This is a genomic window from Haloplanus sp. C73, from assembly GCF_051195115.1.
Taxonomy (GTDB): Archaea; Halobacteriota; Halobacteria; order Halobacteriales; family Haloferacaceae; genus Haloplanus.
On the sequence record NZ_JBNTJZ010000006.1, the window covers coordinates 105,384 to 121,378 of the forward strand.

The following is a 15,995-nucleotide window of genomic DNA, read 5'->3' on the forward strand; positions in this document are numbered from 1 at the left end:
GGTTAGGCGTTCCGTTCGTCGTCGTGCCGTCGCTCGAAGGCGCGGTAATGCTGGTAGATGCGGAGGACCATGACCACGCCGAGGGCGACGGCGACGGCGCCGACGGTCCACCGGCCGCGGAAGTACGCGAGCATGGGGCCGACGGTGAGTGCAAAGAGGGCGACGTTGGCGAGGAGGACGCTCCGCCAGAACGTCATGCGGATTTCGTCGTCGACGTCGGCCTCGTCGATACTCGGGGCCTGTGGCGGCAGGTCGTGTTCGGGGTCACCCCAGCGAGACCCCGAATTCGGTTCTTCGAGGTCGTCAGGCCCCGGTCCAAGCACGCTCTGGACAAGCGAGTGCGGCGGCAAAAGGGTTGTCTTGGGCTGTCAGGCGAAGTCGAACACCGACACGGCGGCCGACGACTCCACCCACGCGAGCGGGTTCTCCGCGTCATACAGTACCGTCCCATCCTCGATTTCGTACGCTTCGACGGTGTCGATACCGTCGTGCTCCGGACGCTGCGTGTCCGTGCTGTCCCACCGGCCTGCATCGACGTGGTCGGACATCGTCACGAAACGTGGTAGAAGGTGACATGGTATATGTCTTGTCGTCGTGGCAGGGTTTCCGGGGGCGAGTGGCTGGGTTTTTACCGGGGAGTGCCGAAGGAGGTGCCATGACTCAGGCGGACCTCTCCCAGTTCTCGGGGACGGACGATGGACGGCCCGAGGCGGAGGCGGTCGCCGTCGCGGGCGACGCCTCGCAGGCGGTCGGTGAGGTGATAGACGCCTCGGAACTGAAGTTTCCCGACCCCGACGGGACGGTCGACCTCGCAGTCACGCAAGTCGACTACACCGTCGAGGGACAGGGCGCCGAGGAGTACCCCGTCGTCCACCTGTTCGGCCGGACCGACGACGGCGACGCCGAACACGTCCGCGTCCTCGGGTTCGAGCCCTACTTCTACGCGCCGACGGCCAGTCTCGACGACGAGGACCTCGACCGCGACGTGATTACGCGCACCGAGACGGGCTACGAGAGTATCCGCGGCGAGGAACTGACGAAAATCTGCACGCAGACGCCGCGTGACGTGGGCCAGATTCGCGACGAGTACGACCACTTCGAGGCCGACATCCTCTTTCCCAATCGCCTGCTCATCGACAAGGACATCGGGAGCGGCGTTCGCGTCCCTGTGCGACGACTGGAGAGTGGGTCCATCCAGATTCCACACGACGAGATTCGGGCGGTCGAAGCGACTGCCGACCTCAGAGTGAACACCTTCGACATCGAGGTCGACGACCGCTCGGGGTTCCCCGAGGAGGGCGAGGAGGCAATCGTCTGTCTCACCAGCCACGACTCCTATCGCGACGAGTACATCACGTGGCTCTACGACGCGCCGGAGGGCGACGCCACCCCGCCGGACCGCCTCGACGACTACGAGGGACTCTCGGGAGCGGTCGATGCCGACGTGCGCGTCTTCGACTCCGAGGCGGCGATGCTCGACGCATTCCTCACGTACATCGAGAAGACGGACCCGGACGTGCTCACGGGCTGGAACTTCGAGGACTTCGACGCGCCGTATTTCATCGACCGCCTGCAGGTGGTCGGCAAGCGTCCGGACGTGGACCGGAATCTGAACTCCGACCGTCTCTCGCGGGTGGGGGAAGTCTGGCGGAGCGACTGGGGCGGCCCGACAATCAAGGGCCGGGTGGTCTTCGACCTGCTTTACGCGTACAAGCGGACGCAGTTCACCGAACTGGAGTCCTATCGCCTCGACGCGGTCGGCGAACAGGAACTCGGCGCGGGCAAGGAGCGGTACACGGGCGATATCGGCGACCTGTGGGAGGACGACCCCCAGCGACTGCTGGAGTACAACCTTCGGGACGTCGAACTCTGTGTCGAACTCGACCGCAAGCGCGACATCATCTCCTTCTGGGACGAGGTGCGAACGTTCGTCGGCTGTAAACTGGAGGACGCCCCGACGCCCGGCGACGCCGTCGACGTCTACGTCCTGCACAAGGTCCACGGCGACTTCGCGCTCCCCTCGAAGGGTCGGGCCGACGCCGAGGATTACGAGGGCGGCGCCGTCTTCGACCCAATCACGGGCATCAAGGAGAACGTGAGCGTCCTCGACCTGAAGTCGCTGTACCCGATGTGTATGGTGACCATCAACGCGTCGCCGGAGACGAAAGTCGACCCTGCCGACTACGACGGCGACACCTACCACGCGCCGAATGGCACCCACTTCCGGAAGGAGCCCGACGGCGTCATCCGGGAGATGGTCGACGAGTTGCTGGCGGAGCGCGAACAGAAGAAGGCCGAGCGAAGCGAGCACGAGCCGGGGAGCGAGACGTACGAGCAGTACGACCGGGAACAGCAAGCTGTCAAGGTTATTATGAATTCTCTCTACGGCGTTTTGGGATGGGACCGCTTCCGCCTCTACGACCGGGAGATGGGCGCCGCCGTCACCGCCACCGGTCGCGACGTCATCGAACACACGCAGTCGGCGGCCAACGACGTTGGCTACGAGGTGGCTTACGGGGACACCGACAGCGTCATGTTGGAACTCGGCGACGAGGCGACGACCGACGACGTCTCCGACGAGATTCGAGAGGCCCACCCCGAGATGAGCGAGTCGGACCTCCAGCAGGTCGCTGGCGCCATCGAGACGGGCTACGAACTCGAAGAAGCCATCAACGACTCCTACGACGAGTTCGCGCTGGAGGAACTCAACGCCCACCACCACCGTTTCCAAATCGAGTTCGAGAAGCTCTACCGACGCTTCTTCCAAGCGGGCAAGAAGAAACGCTACGCGGGCCACATCGTCTGGAAGGAGGGCAACCACGTCGACGACATCGACATCACGGGCTTCGAGTACAAGCGCTCGGATATCGCCCCGATTACGAAGGAGGTCCAGCGGCAGGTCATCGAGATGATAGTCACGGGCGACGACGTCGACGACATCGAGGAGTACGTCTACGATGTCATCGAGGACTTCGAGGCGGGGAACGTCGACTTGAACGACGTGGGCATTCCCGGTGGCATCGGCAAGCGCCTCGGCGCCTACGACACCGACACGGCGCAGGTCCGGGGCGCGAAATACGCCAACCTCCTGCTCGGGACGAACTTCCAGCGCGGCAGCAAGCCGAAGCGACTCTATCTGAAGAAGGTCCATCCCGAGTTCTTCCGAGAGTTGGAGGCCGAGGGGACCTTCGACCCGCAGACCGACCCGCTCTACGCCTCGTTCAAGCGCGACCCCGACGTCATCTGCTTCGAGTACGCCGACCAGATTCCGGACGCGTTCGAAATCGACTGGGACAAGATGCTCGAAAAGACGCTCAAAGGCCCAATCGAGCGGATTATCGAGGCGCTCGGACTCTCGTGGGACGAGGTGAAAAGCGGGCAGCGCCAGACCGGGCTCGGCCAGTTCTGAAAGGCATTTTCTTGGAACGAAAATATTAGTTCTCGTTCACGGAACTCGAAAGGGGAGAATGCGTAAGCATTATGCGTCTTACAGCCCAGTCTAGCGATAGGGTTATGGCAACACTACAGATCAACAATCTTCACGCCAAAGTCGCAGAAGACGACGGCGAGACTATTCTTCGCGGCGTCGACTTGGAGGTCAACTCGGGCGAGATTCACGCCCTCATGGGACCGAACGGATCCGGCAAGTCGACGACGGCGAAGGTCATCGCCGGCCATCCGGCCTACGAGGTCACCGACGGGAACATCATGCTCATCCTCGACGACGAGGACGTAAGTGATATCGAGGGTGAGGTTCCGCAGGAGAAGCGCGAGTGGGACCTGCTCGACCTCGAACCGAACGAGCGTGCGGCGCTCGGCATCTTCCTCGGCTTCCAGTATCCGGCCGAAATCGAGGGCGTCACGATGACGAACTTCCTCCGACAGGCGCTCAACGCCAAGACCGAGGAACGCGAGGAACTCTTCGAAGACGAGGACGAGGCCGAGGCAGAGGCCGACGAAGAAGACGAAGGCTACGACACCTCCCCGATGGAGGGTGACGTCGAGGAAGGCGAAATCGGCGTCGCCGAGTTCCAGCAGCTCCTGAAGGAGAAGATGGAACTGCTCGACATGGACGAGAAGTTCGCCCAGCGCTATCTCAACGCCGGCTTCTCCGGCGGCGAGAAGAAACAGAACGAGGTTCTTCAGGCCGCCATCCTCGAGCCCTGTGTCGCCGTGCTGGACGAAATCGACTCCGGGCTCGACATCGACCGCCTGCAGGACGTCTCCGAGGGCATCAACGCGCTCCGTGACGAACAGGGCACGGGCGTGCTCCAGATTACCCACTACCAGCGCATCCTCGACTACGTCGAGCCGGACCACGTGCACGTGATGATAGACGGCGAGATTGCACAGAGCGGCGACGCGGAGCTGGCAGAGAAACTCGAGGACGAGGGCTACGACTGGGTCCGCGAGCAGGTCTACGAGACAGCGTAATACGGCTGCGACCACAACACTACACTATGAGTTCAGATCAAGACCACCTCAAAGAGACAGATACCGAAGCCCGCTTCGAGTTCAAGAAGGAAGAGCGGTCTTCCTTCCAGGCCGAGAAGGGCCTCACCGAGGAGACGATTCGCGTCATCTCGGAGGACAAGGGCGAACCCGAGTGGATGCTGAAGCGGCGTCTCCGGGCGCTCGAACACTTCCAGGAGATGCCGATGCCGACCGATTGGCCGGGTCAGCCCGACCTCTCCGAAGTCGACGTCAACGAAATCATCCCGTACATCCGGCCGGACGTCGAGGCGCGCGAGAGCGTCGACGACTGGACGGACCTCCCCGACGACATCAAAGACACCTTCGACAAACTGGGCATTCCGGAAGCCGAGAAAAACGCCCTCTCGGGCGTCGGCGCCCAGTACGAGTCGGAAGTCGTCTACCAGAACATGCAGGAACGCTGGGAGGACAAGGGCGTCATCTTCTGCAACATGGACGAAGCCCTCCGAGAGCACGAGGACATCGTCCGCGAGCACTTCATGACGAAGTGCGTGCCGCCGAGCGACAACAAGTTCGCGGCGCTCCACGGCGCCATCTGGTCCGGCGGGTCCTTCGTCTACGTCCCCGAGGACACCACCGTCGAGATGCCCGTGCAGGCCTACTTCCGGATGAACTCCGAGGGGATGGGTCAGTTCGAGCACACGCTCATCATCGCCGAGGAGAACTCCGAAGTCCACTACATCGAGGGCTGTTCCGCCCCGAAGTACTCGGCCTTCAACCTCCACTCCGGCGGCGTCGAAGTGTTCGTCGGCGAGGGCGCTCACGTCCAGTACTCGACCGTGCAGAACTGGTCGAAAAACACCTACAACCTGAACACGAAGCGCGCGCTCGTCGAGTCCGACGGCCGCATGGAGTGGATTTCGGGGTCGATGGGGTCGAAAGCGACGATGCTCTACCCCGCGACGATTCTGAAAGGTCGCGGCGCGAGCGACAACCACATCACCATCGCCTTCGCTGGCGAGGGACAGGACATCGACACCGGTGCGAAGGTGTATCACAACGCTCCGGACACGAAATCCACCATCGAGTCCAAGTCCATCGCCAAAGACGGCGGCCGCACCAACTACCGCGGCCTCGTCCACATCGCGGACGGCGCGTCCAACTCCTCGACGTCTGTCGAGTGTGACGCGCTGATGTTCGACAACGAGAGTACGTCGGACACCATGCCGTACATGGAAATCAACGAGTCCACGGTCGACGTGGCTCACGAGGCGACCGTCGGCAAAATCGGGGACGAGGACGTCTTCTATCTCCAGTCCCGCGGCCTCGACGACGACGACGCGAAGCAGATGATTGTCTCCGGCTTCATCGAGCCGATTACGGAGGAACTGCCCATCGAGTACGCGGTCGAACTCAACCGTCTCGTCGAACTCGAGATGGAGGGGAGCCTCGGATAATGAGCGCGCAGAAACCAGCCGACCTCTCGGAAGCGACCGTCCACGAGATAGCCAACAGTCGCGACGAGCCGGACTGGCTCCGCGAGACGCGTCTGAAGGCGCTCAAGGCGATGGACCGTCTGGAGATGCCCGACGTCATCCAGACGCCGGGTCGCAAGTGGACGGACCTCGACCAGCTCGATTTCGACGAGCTGGCCGACCCGCTCACCCAGTCTGATTCGACCGAGCGCGTCACGGACGAGGGCGTCGAAGTGCTTCCGTTCACCGAAGCGGTCAAGGAGCATCCGAAGCTCATGAAGGCCAAGTTCGGCTCCGTCATCGACCCGGAGACGAACTACCTGACCGCGCTGTCGGTCGCGCTGTTCACGACGGGCACGTTCATCTACGTCCCCGAGGGCGTCGACGCCGAGGACGTGACCATCCGGACCGACATGCACTCCCGGTCGCTGTTCAGTCACACGCTCGTCGTCACCGAGGACTCGTCCTCTGTGACGATTCTCGAGCGCATCGACACGGGCGACACCGACGTCAAGGGCGAGCGCTACTACAGCAACCTCGTCGAAGTCGCCGCCGGCGAGAACAGCTACGTCCAGTACGGCTCGCTCCAGACGCTCGACGAGGAGACGTACAACGTCACGATGAAGCGTGGCGACGCAGACGTCTACTCGACGATAAACTGGATTGAGGGCAACATCGGCTCCCGACTTACCCGCTCTGACATCGAGACGGAACTCAACGGCGACAGCTCCGAGAGCCAAATCGTCGGCGCCTTCTTCGGCCACGACGACCAGCACTTCGACGTGAACGCGCGGGTCTGGCACAAGGCCGAACACACGACCGCCGACCTCGTCACCCGTGGCGTCCTCGACGACACGGCCCGCTCGGTGTACGAGGGGGTTCAGGACGTGGGTCGCGACGCGTGGGACACCAACTCCTACCAGCGCGAGAACACGCTGATGTTGAGCGACGACAGCGAGGCCGACGCCTCCCCGAAGCTCATCATCAACAACCACGACACCGAGGCGTCGCACTCGGCGACGGTCGGACAGGTCGACCAAGAGGACCTGTTCTACCTCACTTCGCGGACGATTCCGGAGCGCACCGCGCGCAACATGCTCGTCGAGGGCTTTTTCGTCCCCGTCCTCGAAGAAATCGAGGTCGACGAGCTTCGCGAGGACCTCGAAGCGCTGGTCGCGAAGCGACTCCGCGAGTAGCGACCCCGAGCCGACCACAGGGAACGGCTTAAGTTCCCCTCTCCCCGATTGCAGAGTATGATTCCGCTGTCCGAACGTATCGTCCGGAGGTGTTTGGCGCCGTGAGCGTCAGCCACCGGGTCGGCTCCGACCGCCAACTCGCGCGCCTGCTCCAGATTGGCATCGTCCTCGAGGAGGTTGTCGAGGCCCGCGCCCACCATCACTACCAGTCGCTGGAACCGGAAGCGGGGTCGGACCCCGAAATCGAGGCGTTGCTCTCTGAAGCCGCCGAGGAGTCGGCGGAACACCGCGAGCGTCTGGAGACGCTCATCGACGACCTCGACGCCGAGAGCATCCCGTTCGAGGACATCGAGGCGCTCGTCGAGGCGCAGTACGCCCAGACGAAACCCGAGGACTTCGACGGCGTGCTCTACGACCAACTCTGCAACGAAGAGACTGCGTACAAGTTCTACGACGACCTCGTGGCGGCAATCGAGGCTAGCGACGCCCGGTTTTCGGTGGACCGCGACCGACTGCTCGATGTGCTTCGGTCCATCCGCGAGGAAGAGGCAGAGGGCGTCGAAGAAGTGACGAACGTCATGGAGACACGGGAATGAACACTGCAGACCAGTACCTCAAGGCGATTTACCTGCTTCAGGAGATGGAAGACGGCCCGGCAGCGACCGGGGCGCTCGCGGATATGCTCGACGTGAGTCCGGCGAGTGCCAACGAGATGATTGGCAAACTCGAAGACCGGGGCTTCGCCGAACACGAGAAGTACAAGGGCGTCACGCTCACCGACGAGGGCATCATGCGCGCTCGCGACGCCATCCAGACCTACTGCATCATCGAGCGCTTCCTCGCCAACGTCCTCGAAGTCGACGACTTCCGGGGCGAGGCCCGCGAACTCGAAGCGGTTATCGACGATACGGTCGCCGAGCGTCTCGACACCATCATCGACCGCAACCCGAACTGCCCGGACTGCTTCGACGCCGAAACCGACGCCTGCCGGGAACTCGAAGTCGAGTGCGAGAAGCCGGCGAACTGAGTCGGACCGACTGTCTGGAACGGCTGGATTTATACGGGCCGACCGCCGAGACGAGAGTGTAGTCCCGTGGTGTAGTGGCCAATCATCTGGGCCTTTGGAGCCCAGGACGGCGGTTCGAATCCGCCCGGGACTATGACCGAATCGGTTCGAATCGTCTTCTTCGAGGATTATTTGCCACTTTTGTAGCCGGAGACTGGTTTGAAATGCAGAATAAGTCATCTGCTCTGGTACTGTGACCATTGTTGTGTGACACAAGGCTAAGTGACTATTCAAGCTGTGAGCGTTACATCGCCTATAACGGGTGTCTATACCCTGAATAACGACGAAATGGATACGTCCCGATATAACTCAGATCCAGCTACCAATCGTGGTGAGTGGGTGGGTACTGTCGATACGTTCTACCTTCCAGCCTTCACTTTCGAGTTCTTGCTCAATGCCTTCCGCATGGGCTTGGCCGCATAGAATCAGTATATCGTCGTATCCTTTCTCATCAGCGGCCTTCAATATTGATTCCGACATGATTTCGTCTCGAATTCCTTCACGGGCCAAAGCGAGGATTACGATACCCGCGGAGAATCCGAGTGGGGCGAGGCATACGATTATAACAGATGTAAGACCAACAGGGATAATGCCAAGAGCAGGAGATCCAATGAAGATGTTGAGCAATGCGTAGGTGATTGCTATGATTGTGAGGAGATACAGACGCCATCGAGTCTTACCTTCAGCGAGGGCCCATATTTCGTGTAGCTCAGCATCAATCTCGTCCTCGATTACGAGGTTTCTACGCTCTGCTTCTTCCCGGGTGTCCCACCTGCCTCCGGGAACGAGCTCGCGAAGCCAGCTGGACGTTAGATAAATCAGTTCGAGCGTGAGATATCCGAGGAGAAATAGGACGTACCCGTGGGTGTACGAATCCAATTGAATTGTTGCGCTTCGGCCCTCAATGAAAAGAGCGTCCGCGCTGGATGTGTCCCTATCAAAGAGATTCTTTGCGTCCCTTGGCGACGCATGCATCTCGCCCTGTATGATCGCCTTACGTGTCACAGTTTCAGACAGTGTATCAGCTGGAGTAATTATTCCGGCGTGATTGCGCTCACACGAACCCCACATTGTGTCGAGAGGTAGTGACTGCTTCAAGTCCCTTCAGAACATCACCCCGGACGCCCCGAACGCCATCAGAAGCGCGATAATCGCGACGACGACGCCTCCGATTCGTATCACGAGGAGCAGTGTCTGATTCGGGTCCACCTGTGCAGTCCCGTCAGCGCCGCGTATCCGCCACCGGGCTAGCCGGTGTGGAACCGCGGCGATTGCGAACCCGAGAGCCGCGACGAGAAGGGGGACGAGGACGAACAGTATCTGGAACGCAGCGGGCATCTCGGCGCCGGTTTGGAGGGCCGTGGCGGGCATATCCGGAGTGGTTCCACGTACCCCAAAAAAACGCCACGGTCGTTGTGGAGTCGCCTCACTCGACCCGGAACTCGAACCGTGCGCCGCCGGCTTCGCCCTCCGTCACCGACACGCTCCAGTCGTGGGCCTCGGCTATCTGCTCGACGATTGCGAGGCCGAACCCGGTTCCGCTCTCTGCAGTCGTGAACCCGCGCTCGAACACCTCGTCCCGGTCCGACTCGGGGATGCCCGGGCCGTCGTCCTCGACGGCGAAGCCAGCCGTGAAATCGAGGGGGCGGACCGCGACGGCGACGTCGCTCCCGGCGTGTTCCACGCTGTTTCGAAAGAGGTTGGCGAGTAACTCTCGGAGGCGGTCCGGGTCGGCCTCGACGTCGGTGTCCTCGACGGACAGCGTAGCCGATGCGGCGTCGATTTGGTCCCACGCGTCGGTCGCGACGTTTTCGAGCGATGTCGACTCGGAGTCGAGCACTCGCTGTCCCTGCTTGGCCATCGTCAGCAGGTCGTCTATCAACGCCTGCATTCGGTCGACCGTGGTTCCGACGTCGGTACAGAGTTCTTGGACGGCGTCGGCGTCGACTGTCTCGTCCGCGTCGTCGACGTCCATCTCGAACTGCGCGAGTTCGGCTTCGAGCAGTGCGAGTGGGTTCCGAAGGTCGTGAGCGACGGTCTGGCCGTACTCCTTGAGCCGCTCGTTCTGGGCCTCCAGTTCCCGTTCGTACTCCTTGAGTTCGCTCACGTCGCGGTTGATGGCCACGAACCCGCTGTATTCGCCGTCATCGGTGATGGGCGCGATGGTCTGGTCGACGACGTACCGCGTGCCGTCCTTGCGCTCGTTGACGACTTCGCCCTGCCAGACGTCGCCGTCGAGGATGGTCTCCCAGAGGTCGCTGTAGAACGCCTCGTCGTGTTCGCCGGAGTTGAGGAGCGCGGGCGTCCGGCCGATGGCCTCCGCGGCGGAGTATCCGCTCATCGACTCGAAGGCGTCGTTGACGTACTCGATGACGCCGTCGGTGTCGGTGATGAGGACGCTGTGGCCGGCGTGTTCGACCGCGCTCCGGAACCGTTCGAGGTCCTGCTCTCGTCGCTTGCGGTCGGTCGCGTCCCGGACCGTGTTCACTTGGAACGGCTGGCCGTCGATTTCGACGCGCGAGGTGATGACCTCCGCGGGCACCGCCTCCTCGGTGTCGATGCGTTCGATGTGGGTGTCGTAGATGCGACGCTCGCCGTCGGTAAACGAGTCCCAGTAGTCGGCGAATCGGCCGGGGTCGAGATTGGGGTCGAGCGCGGCCAAGTGGCGCTGTCGGAGCGCCTCCCGGTCGGTTCCGAACAGTTCGGCCAGCCGCTCGTTGACGTACGTGGCGTAGCCGTCGTCGCCGTAGGTTCCGATGCCGATTCCGGCTTGGTCGATGGCCTGCTTGAGAAAGGCCAGATTCAGCTCTCGCTCCTTGCGCTCCGTGACGTTTCGATTGATGGCCACGAAGCCGTTGCACTCGCCGTCGTCGCCAATCGGCGCGATGGTCTGGTCGATGACGTACTGCGTGCCGTCCTTGCGCTCGTTGACGACTTCGCCCTGCCAGACGTCGCCCGACGAGATTGTCTCCCAGAGGTCGCTGTAGAACGCCTCGTCGTGCTCCCCGGACTGGAGCATCGACGGCCGGCGGCCGATTGCTTCGGTCGCGCTGTAGCCGGTGACCGTCTCGAAGGCGTCGTTGACGTACTCGATGATGCCGTCGGCGTCGGTAATCAACACGACGTGGCCGGCGTGTTCGACCGCGCTCCGGAACTGCCGCCGCTGTCGCTCGCGCCGCTTGCGCTCGGTGATATCCCGCACGACGCCGTCGAAGTACACGCCGTCGTCCGTCTCGGTCCGGACCGCCGTGAGCGACACCCAGATTGTCGCCCCGTTCAGCGTCTGCTGTCGTACCTCCACGTTCCTGACGACGCCCTCGGACGCCAGTTGCCGGCGAACCGCCGTGCGGTCGTCGCCGAGATAGAACTCGTCGACCGTATGACCGAGCAAGGCGTCCGCGGAGTCGGCGCCGAAGATGTCCGCGAGTGCGGCGTCGGCATCGACGATTTCGCCGTCGGCCGTGGTTCGATACACGCCCATCGAGAGGGCGTCCGCGACGCGCTCGTACCGTTTCTGGCGGTCGGCGCCGTCCGCGCCTCGCGTCGCGCGGCGCTTCTCGACGGCGTGTTCGATACGGTTCGCGAGGAGGTCGTACACCGCCGTGCCGGAGCGCTTCCGGAGGCAGTCGGTGACGCCGCAGGCGAGCGCGTCGCTCACTAGCTCCTCGCTCTCGGCGCCGGTAAAGAGGATAAACGGGAGGTTCGGACGGGTTTCGCGGACGGCCGACAGTAGTTCGAGGCCGTCCATCTCGGGCATCTCGTAGTCGGAGACGACACAGTCGATTCCGCCGTCGTCGAGTCGGTCGAGTGCCGTCGCCGCACTCGTCGTCGTCTCGACGACGAGACTGTCGCTGGCTCGTTCCAGATACTCCGCCGTCAGCGCCGCGAAATCAGCGTCGTCGTCGACGTGGAGGACGCGCGGCGCTCTCGTCTCGGCCATGCAACAGCCTCTATCAATCCGCACAAATAGAGGCTTCCCAATTTCCCTCCATCTGAGACGTTGAGCGAACGGTCTCTTGGCTCACCTCAGCGACGCTCGTCGTCCACCGGCGGCGTTTTCGAGACGACGAGTCCGAGGGTGTCTCGGTTGTCGGCGGCCCAGCGATACGCCCGCTCGCGGAGGTCCTCGTACTCCTCGAACTGCCGGAGGAAGGAGACGAGCGGTCGCGCATCGCTCGCGATGTCGGTGCGAAGGAGCGCTTGCTCGATGGCGGCACCACAGGAGTAGACTGCCTCGTCGGTGACGAGATGGGCACACTCCTCGTACTCGTCGGGGAGTCGGTCACGGAGCGCCGGCGTGAGTTCGGCGAAGCCGACGATTCGGAGGTCGGTCCGTCGGCCGAACTGGGCTGCCCACCACGTACAGAACCCGCAGTCGTCGTCGTAGACGAAGGTTGGTTCCATACCGGGGCAACGTGTTCCGTCCCTATCGGTTTTCGCTTCGCTCACAGCGCTCGCTCGACGTAGCGGTTGACGGCGCGCACCCGGTCCTCCCGAAACGTCCACACCGCGTCCCACTCGTTCTCGTCGACGCGTTCGGCCACCAGCGCGGCAGAGCGGGCGTCTTTCGTCGTCGAGTGATAGACGACGAACCACGAACTCCGGAACTCGCCGTGGTAGCCCGCGTGGATGACGCCGGGGAACGACCGCGGCGGAATCCAGTCCGGAACGCCGTAGACGTGGACGTCGACAGCCGTCTCGCCGAGTTGCCGATACACCTGTCTGGTCCCCCGCTCGTCGTCGAGTCGGGAGAGTCGCTGGAACGACGACCGGAGCCGTCCGGATTCGTGAGCCCACGCCAACTGTTCGATGTACCGCGAGATGAGGATGAGGGGGAGTTTCTCCGCGTTCGACACCGGATAGCCGCGGACGCGAAACCGGGTATCGGCCAGTTCCGCCACCACGTCGGGGAGTGTCACGTCCCCCAGCGACTTCGCTCTCGTGATGTAGAGGTCAGAGTTGACCATCAGAATCTCGTCTTCGAGCGCCGACAGCGGGGACGAGGCGACGACGTCGTCGTCCTCCACCAGTACGACGAGGTTCTCCTCGGCGTCCGGGTCATCGAGTTCCTCGATGTCCACCGACTGGCCGCCGAACGTCTCCTCGAGCATATCCTGAATCGGCTGTGGGCGCGTCCGGTTGACGACGGCCAGCGACAGGTCGCGTATCTCTCCGCTCTCGATGAACGCGGCTAGCGAGTCGAGCGGGTCGGACATCCGACGAGTCGTAGAACCAGTAGACAGTTAAAGTCGACTCATCGCCGACTCGGCCTTCGTATCGTCAATCGGCCGCCGCGCTCGCCGACACGCTCTCGTCGACGCCCGCCAGCGTGTGGAGGTAGTCGTCGAGTGCGAGCGCGAACGGGGCGTCGGTCGGCAGGTCGAGCCACGAGAACGAGAACTCGGCGCCGCATTCGGCGCCAGAGCCGGTAACGACGTGGGTCCACGCGTCCCGCGTCTCGTGGACCGGCACGTGATAGAAGTGGCGGACGTATCGCTTCGGTGGCGATTCGCGCCGCGTCCAGACGTCGGTGACGAGGTGGCTGACGCCCTCGAACGTCGCCAACCCGCTCTCTTCGACGACTTCGCGATACAGCGCCGCCCGCGGTGTCTCTCCCGGCTCGACAGTCCCTTTCGGAACCTGTCGGTCCTCGTGTCCCGGGCCGTCGAACACCAACACGGACCCGTCGCCTCTGGTGATGTAGGCGCACACTTTCTCCACGTACGCCACGGTATGTGCTACCACGGAACGTGGATATTCGCCTCACACGTATAACCGATGCGGTCGTGGCTCCCCGCGACCACCGGACGTTTGTCGCTGGGGAGCGTTCTCGGCGCATGGCCACGCATCGCCTTCGTCTGCCACTCGTTCCCCGGTGGATGCGGCTGACGTTCGTCCTCGCGGTGTCGACGCTCGTCTTCGCGGCCTCCATCGTTCGCCCGCCGTCGTCGGGTGGCCCGATTCTGGGTCCGTTCGGCCTCGTGCCGCAGACGGTGTGGCTCCACGCCATCGCGTACGCCGCGATTGCGATGCTCGTCGCGTACGCGCTACAGACCGGCGGCCGCCCGACGTGGCCCGTACTCTGTGTGGCGTTCGGGTTCGCGACGGCGTTCGGAGTGGGCATCGAAGTCGTGCAGTCGCGATTTGCCTACCGAACGTTTTCGATGGCCGATATGCTCGTTAACGCCGGTGGGGCGGCGCTGGCGGTGGTCGCGTGGCGACTGCTCGCCGCGCGGGTTCGATTCTATCGCTGTCGGGGGGACGACGCACTCGAACGGCCGCGTCGCTGACTCGCAAAGCTATTTCCCGCTGCCTCACCGACGATGTACGATGGCATCCTACGAGGCCTTCGACGAGGCCGTAGAGGTCCACGGCCGGACCATCCTCGCCGTCGCCGACGACGCCATGTCTCGCTTCTCGGCGTCGTATCGGGAGACGGCGTTCGACGCCCTCGCGGCCAACGGCATCGACGACCCTTCTGCCGACGAGTGGTACCCCCAGCAGGCATGGCTGGACACCTTCGCGGTCATCGCCGACGAACTCGAACCCCACATTCTGGACCGCCTCGGCGAGCAGATTCCCGATGTCGCCGAGTGGCCGACGGCCGTCGACTCCGTCGAGGCCGGCCTGCGCTCTATCGACGAGGCGTACCAGCGCAATCATCGTGGCGGCGACATCGGCCACTACCTGTTCGAGTCCGACGGCGAGCGTCGCGGACGGGTGACCTGCCGGAATCCCTACCCCTGTCCCTTCGACCGAGGACTGATTCGCGCCGTGGCTCGGACCTACGCCCCCGTCGAGTCGTTCGTGTTCGTCGAGGAGCGCGGTGAGCGATGCCGACGCGACGGCGACGACACCTGTATCTACACCGTCTCTTGGTGAGCGGTATCAGTCGCTCTCGTAGGCTTCGATGGCCGCGATGAGTTCCTCGATGGGGTGGTCCATCAACAGGTCCAGCAGCGTCTGGAACTCGTCGTAGGTGGCCGCGAGTTCGTCGATTCGGTCGTACGCGTCGTCGTCGGCGTCGAGTTGTGTCAGCGCGCGGTCGAGGGTCCGCCGCGTCGACCCCATCTCTCTGGCGACGTGCTGTTGGCACACGTCCTGCACGACGAACCAGAGGTTCGGCTCGGGTTCGAACTGGACGCGTCGCCCGCCGCCGCCCGAAGAGCGACGCCGGAGCAGGCCGATACGCGTGAGTTTCCGCGTCACGTTGCTGATGGTCGATTTCGCGTAGCCCGTCCGCTCTACCAGTTCCGGAATCGACAGCGGCTCGGACGCAAAATACAGGACGCCGTACACGCGTCCGGCGCTCCGACTCAGCCCGTACACTTCCGCCGACCGCTCCATCGACTCGATGACGTCCTCCCTGACCGCGTCCGAATCGGTCATCGCCACCCTCCGTGCCGGCGCTCGCGTCCCCGTGCGTTCACGTCACGACCGGATGGACCGTAAGCATTAAATTGTTTGGTATGTTTGTTCGGGATGAGCCGAACAATCGAAACAATCGACCCGAAACCGGCTCTCGACGGGCACGCTTCGGCCCTCCATCGAACTGTCGTCCGTCGACCGCTCACCATGTGTTCCCCCGCAACCCCAACCACTCGCTCTCGGTGTGAACGCCTCGCCGCCCGAGTCGAGCGTGACTCGGTCGTGCTTGCCTTATCGACCACGCTCCTCGTCGCCGTCGTCCATCCCGGCGCGGCGCTCGCACTCTGTGTGGTACTGGCGTCGGTCGGCGCTCGCCGCCGATAGTCGCCCTCGTGGCACCGCCGAGAGCGTTCGTCTTGTCGTAACGCCTAATAGTCGAACACTCCTTTTTTCGAC

At 63.2% G+C, this 15,995-nt stretch carries 18 protein-coding genes and 1 tRNA gene; 10 read left to right on the forward strand and 9 right to left on the reverse strand.

Going from position 1 to position 15,995, the window contains the following annotated elements:
- Nucleotides 1–2: 2 nt before the first annotated feature.
- Both ACQUSQ_RS11710 and ACQUSQ_RS11715 read right to left on the reverse strand, forming a co-directional pair.
- Nucleotides 3–323: a DUF7322 domain-containing protein gene (locus ACQUSQ_RS11710; RefSeq protein WP_435069383.1), complete on the reverse strand. Its 321-nt coding sequence runs from the start codon at nucleotides 321–323 to the stop codon at nucleotides 3–5.
- A gap of 45 nt (nucleotides 324–368) precedes the next feature.
- Nucleotides 369–548 carry a DUF7331 family protein gene (locus tag ACQUSQ_RS11715; protein WP_435069647.1) on the reverse strand — a complete coding sequence of 60 codons (180 nt, stop codon included), beginning with the start codon at nucleotides 546–548 and terminating at the stop codon, nucleotides 369–371.
- A gap of 107 nt (nucleotides 549–655) precedes the next feature.
- Between ACQUSQ_RS11715 and ACQUSQ_RS11720 the strand changes: the two genes are divergently transcribed.
- From ACQUSQ_RS11720 to ACQUSQ_RS11750, 7 genes are all read left to right on the forward strand, one after another.
- Entirely contained in the window at nucleotides 656–3,409 is a 2,754-nt protein-coding gene (locus tag ACQUSQ_RS11720; protein WP_435069385.1) for a DNA-directed DNA polymerase, read from the forward strand.
- 104 nt (nucleotides 3,410–3,513) lie between these two features.
- Nucleotides 3,514–4,434, forward strand: a complete 921-nt coding sequence (locus ACQUSQ_RS11725; protein ID WP_435069387.1) for an ABC transporter ATP-binding protein — start codon at nucleotides 3,514–3,516, stop codon at nucleotides 4,432–4,434.
- Nucleotides 4,435–4,460: 26 nt separating this feature from the next.
- Nucleotides 4,461–5,891: a Fe-S cluster assembly protein SufB gene (gene sufB, locus ACQUSQ_RS11730; RefSeq protein WP_435069388.1), complete on the forward strand. Its 1,431-nt coding sequence runs from the start codon at nucleotides 4,461–4,463 to the stop codon at nucleotides 5,889–5,891.
- Nucleotides 5,891–7,105, forward strand: a complete 1,215-nt coding sequence (gene sufD / locus ACQUSQ_RS11735; RefSeq protein WP_435069390.1) for a Fe-S cluster assembly protein SufD — start codon at nucleotides 5,891–5,893, stop codon at nucleotides 7,103–7,105. The genes sufB and sufD overlap by 1 nt, the downstream gene beginning before the upstream one ends.
- Nucleotides 7,106–7,206: 101 nt before the next feature.
- A complete protein-coding gene (locus ACQUSQ_RS11740) occupies nucleotides 7,207–7,701 on the forward strand; it encodes a ferritin family protein (protein WP_435069392.1) in 495 nt (164 codons plus the stop codon).
- Nucleotides 7,698–8,132 (forward strand): metal-dependent transcriptional regulator, encoded by a 435-nt coding sequence (locus ACQUSQ_RS11745; protein WP_435069393.1) that lies wholly within the window; start codon nucleotides 7,698–7,700, stop codon nucleotides 8,130–8,132. The genes ACQUSQ_RS11740 and ACQUSQ_RS11745 overlap by 4 nt, the downstream gene beginning before the upstream one ends.
- 60 nt (nucleotides 8,133–8,192) lie before the next feature.
- Nucleotides 8,193–8,265 (forward strand) — tRNA-Gln (locus ACQUSQ_RS11750).
- A gap of 215 nt (nucleotides 8,266–8,480) precedes the next feature.
- Here ACQUSQ_RS11750 and ACQUSQ_RS11755 read toward each other — a convergent pair.
- The 6 genes from ACQUSQ_RS11755 to ACQUSQ_RS11780 form a co-directional block, all read right to left on the reverse strand.
- The gene (locus ACQUSQ_RS11755) at nucleotides 8,481–9,176 is read right to left on the reverse strand and encodes a hypothetical protein (protein WP_435069395.1); all 696 of its coding nucleotides are present in this window, start codon (nucleotides 9,174–9,176) and stop codon (nucleotides 8,481–8,483) included.
- Nucleotides 9,177–9,275: 99 nt separating this feature from the next.
- Nucleotides 9,276–9,542 (reverse strand): hypothetical protein, encoded by a 267-nt coding sequence (locus ACQUSQ_RS11760; protein ID WP_435069396.1) that lies wholly within the window; start codon nucleotides 9,540–9,542, stop codon nucleotides 9,276–9,278.
- A 55-nt stretch (nucleotides 9,543–9,597) separates the two neighbouring features.
- Nucleotides 9,598–12,111, reverse strand: coding sequence for a PAS domain S-box protein (locus ACQUSQ_RS11765; RefSeq protein WP_435069398.1), 2,514 nt, complete (start codon nucleotides 12,109–12,111; stop codon nucleotides 9,598–9,600).
- A gap of 86 nt (nucleotides 12,112–12,197) precedes the next feature.
- Nucleotides 12,198–12,575 carry a DCC1-like thiol-disulfide oxidoreductase family protein gene (locus tag ACQUSQ_RS11770; protein ID WP_435069399.1) on the reverse strand — a complete coding sequence of 126 codons (378 nt, stop codon included), beginning with the start codon at nucleotides 12,573–12,575 and terminating at the stop codon, nucleotides 12,198–12,200.
- 41 nt (nucleotides 12,576–12,616) lie between these two features.
- Entirely contained in the window at nucleotides 12,617–13,387 is a 771-nt protein-coding gene (locus ACQUSQ_RS11775) for a DICT sensory domain-containing protein (RefSeq protein WP_435069401.1), read from the reverse strand.
- Between the two features lie 64 nt (nucleotides 13,388–13,451).
- The gene (locus tag ACQUSQ_RS11780) at nucleotides 13,452–13,916 is read right to left on the reverse strand and encodes an NUDIX hydrolase (protein ID WP_435069403.1); all 465 of its coding nucleotides are present in this window, start codon (nucleotides 13,914–13,916) and stop codon (nucleotides 13,452–13,454) included.
- Nucleotides 13,917–14,008: 92 nt separating this feature from the next.
- Between ACQUSQ_RS11780 and ACQUSQ_RS11785 the strand changes: the two genes are divergently transcribed.
- Entirely contained in the window at nucleotides 14,009–14,461 is a 453-nt protein-coding gene (locus tag ACQUSQ_RS11785; protein ID WP_435069405.1) for a VanZ family protein, read from the forward strand.
- Between the two features lie 40 nt (nucleotides 14,462–14,501).
- Complete coding sequence (locus ACQUSQ_RS11790) at nucleotides 14,502–15,053, forward strand: hypothetical protein (RefSeq protein ID WP_435069407.1); 552 nt, start codon at nucleotides 14,502–14,504, stop codon at nucleotides 15,051–15,053.
- A gap of 6 nt (nucleotides 15,054–15,059) precedes the next feature.
- On the opposite strand, the gene ACQUSQ_RS11795 is transcribed toward ACQUSQ_RS11790, so the two are convergent.
- A complete protein-coding gene (locus ACQUSQ_RS11795) occupies nucleotides 15,060–15,560 on the reverse strand; it encodes a GbsR/MarR family transcriptional regulator (RefSeq protein ID WP_435069409.1) in 501 nt (166 codons plus the stop codon).
- Between the two features lie 93 nt (nucleotides 15,561–15,653).
- Here ACQUSQ_RS11795 and ACQUSQ_RS11800 point away from each other — a divergent pair, with 93 nt between their 5' ends.
- Nucleotides 15,654–15,923: a hypothetical protein gene (locus tag ACQUSQ_RS11800; protein WP_435069411.1), complete on the forward strand. Its 270-nt coding sequence runs from the start codon at nucleotides 15,654–15,656 to the stop codon at nucleotides 15,921–15,923.
- The last annotated feature ends 72 nt before the right edge of the window (nucleotides 15,924–15,995 follow it).

Coding starts and splice junctions, on each gene's coding strand:
- ACQUSQ_RS11715 (WP_435069647.1), bottom strand. CDS start 548: ATGTCCGACCACGTCGATGCAGGCCGGTGGGACAGCACGGACACGCAG.
- ACQUSQ_RS11720 (WP_435069385.1), top strand. CDS start 656: ATGACTCAGGCGGACCTCTCCCAGTTCTCGGGGACGGACGATGGACGG.
- ACQUSQ_RS11725 (WP_435069387.1), top strand. CDS start 3,514: ATGGCAACACTACAGATCAACAATCTTCACGCCAAAGTCGCAGAAGAC.
- sufB (WP_435069388.1), top strand. CDS start 4,461: ATGAGTTCAGATCAAGACCACCTCAAAGAGACAGATACCGAAGCCCGC.
- sufD (WP_435069390.1), top strand. CDS start 5,891: ATGAGCGCGCAGAAACCAGCCGACCTCTCGGAAGCGACCGTCCACGAG.
- ACQUSQ_RS11745 (WP_435069393.1), top strand. CDS start 7,698: ATGAACACTGCAGACCAGTACCTCAAGGCGATTTACCTGCTTCAGGAG.
- ACQUSQ_RS11760 (WP_435069396.1), bottom strand. CDS start 9,542: ATGCCCGCCACGGCCCTCCAAACCGGCGCCGAGATGCCCGCTGCGTTC.
- ACQUSQ_RS11765 (WP_435069398.1), bottom strand. CDS start 12,111: ATGGCCGAGACGAGAGCGCCGCGCGTCCTCCACGTCGACGACGACGCT.
- ACQUSQ_RS11770 (WP_435069399.1), bottom strand. CDS start 12,575: ATGGAACCAACCTTCGTCTACGACGACGACTGCGGGTTCTGTACGTGG.
- ACQUSQ_RS11775 (WP_435069401.1), bottom strand. CDS start 13,387: ATGTCCGACCCGCTCGACTCGCTAGCCGCGTTCATCGAGAGCGGAGAG.
- ACQUSQ_RS11785 (WP_435069405.1), top strand. CDS start 14,009: ATGGCCACGCATCGCCTTCGTCTGCCACTCGTTCCCCGGTGGATGCGG.
- ACQUSQ_RS11790 (WP_435069407.1), top strand. CDS start 14,502: ATGGCATCCTACGAGGCCTTCGACGAGGCCGTAGAGGTCCACGGCCGG.
- ACQUSQ_RS11795 (WP_435069409.1), bottom strand. CDS start 15,560: ATGACCGATTCGGACGCGGTCAGGGAGGACGTCATCGAGTCGATGGAG.
- ACQUSQ_RS11800 (WP_435069411.1), top strand. CDS start 15,654: ATGAGCCGAACAATCGAAACAATCGACCCGAAACCGGCTCTCGACGGG.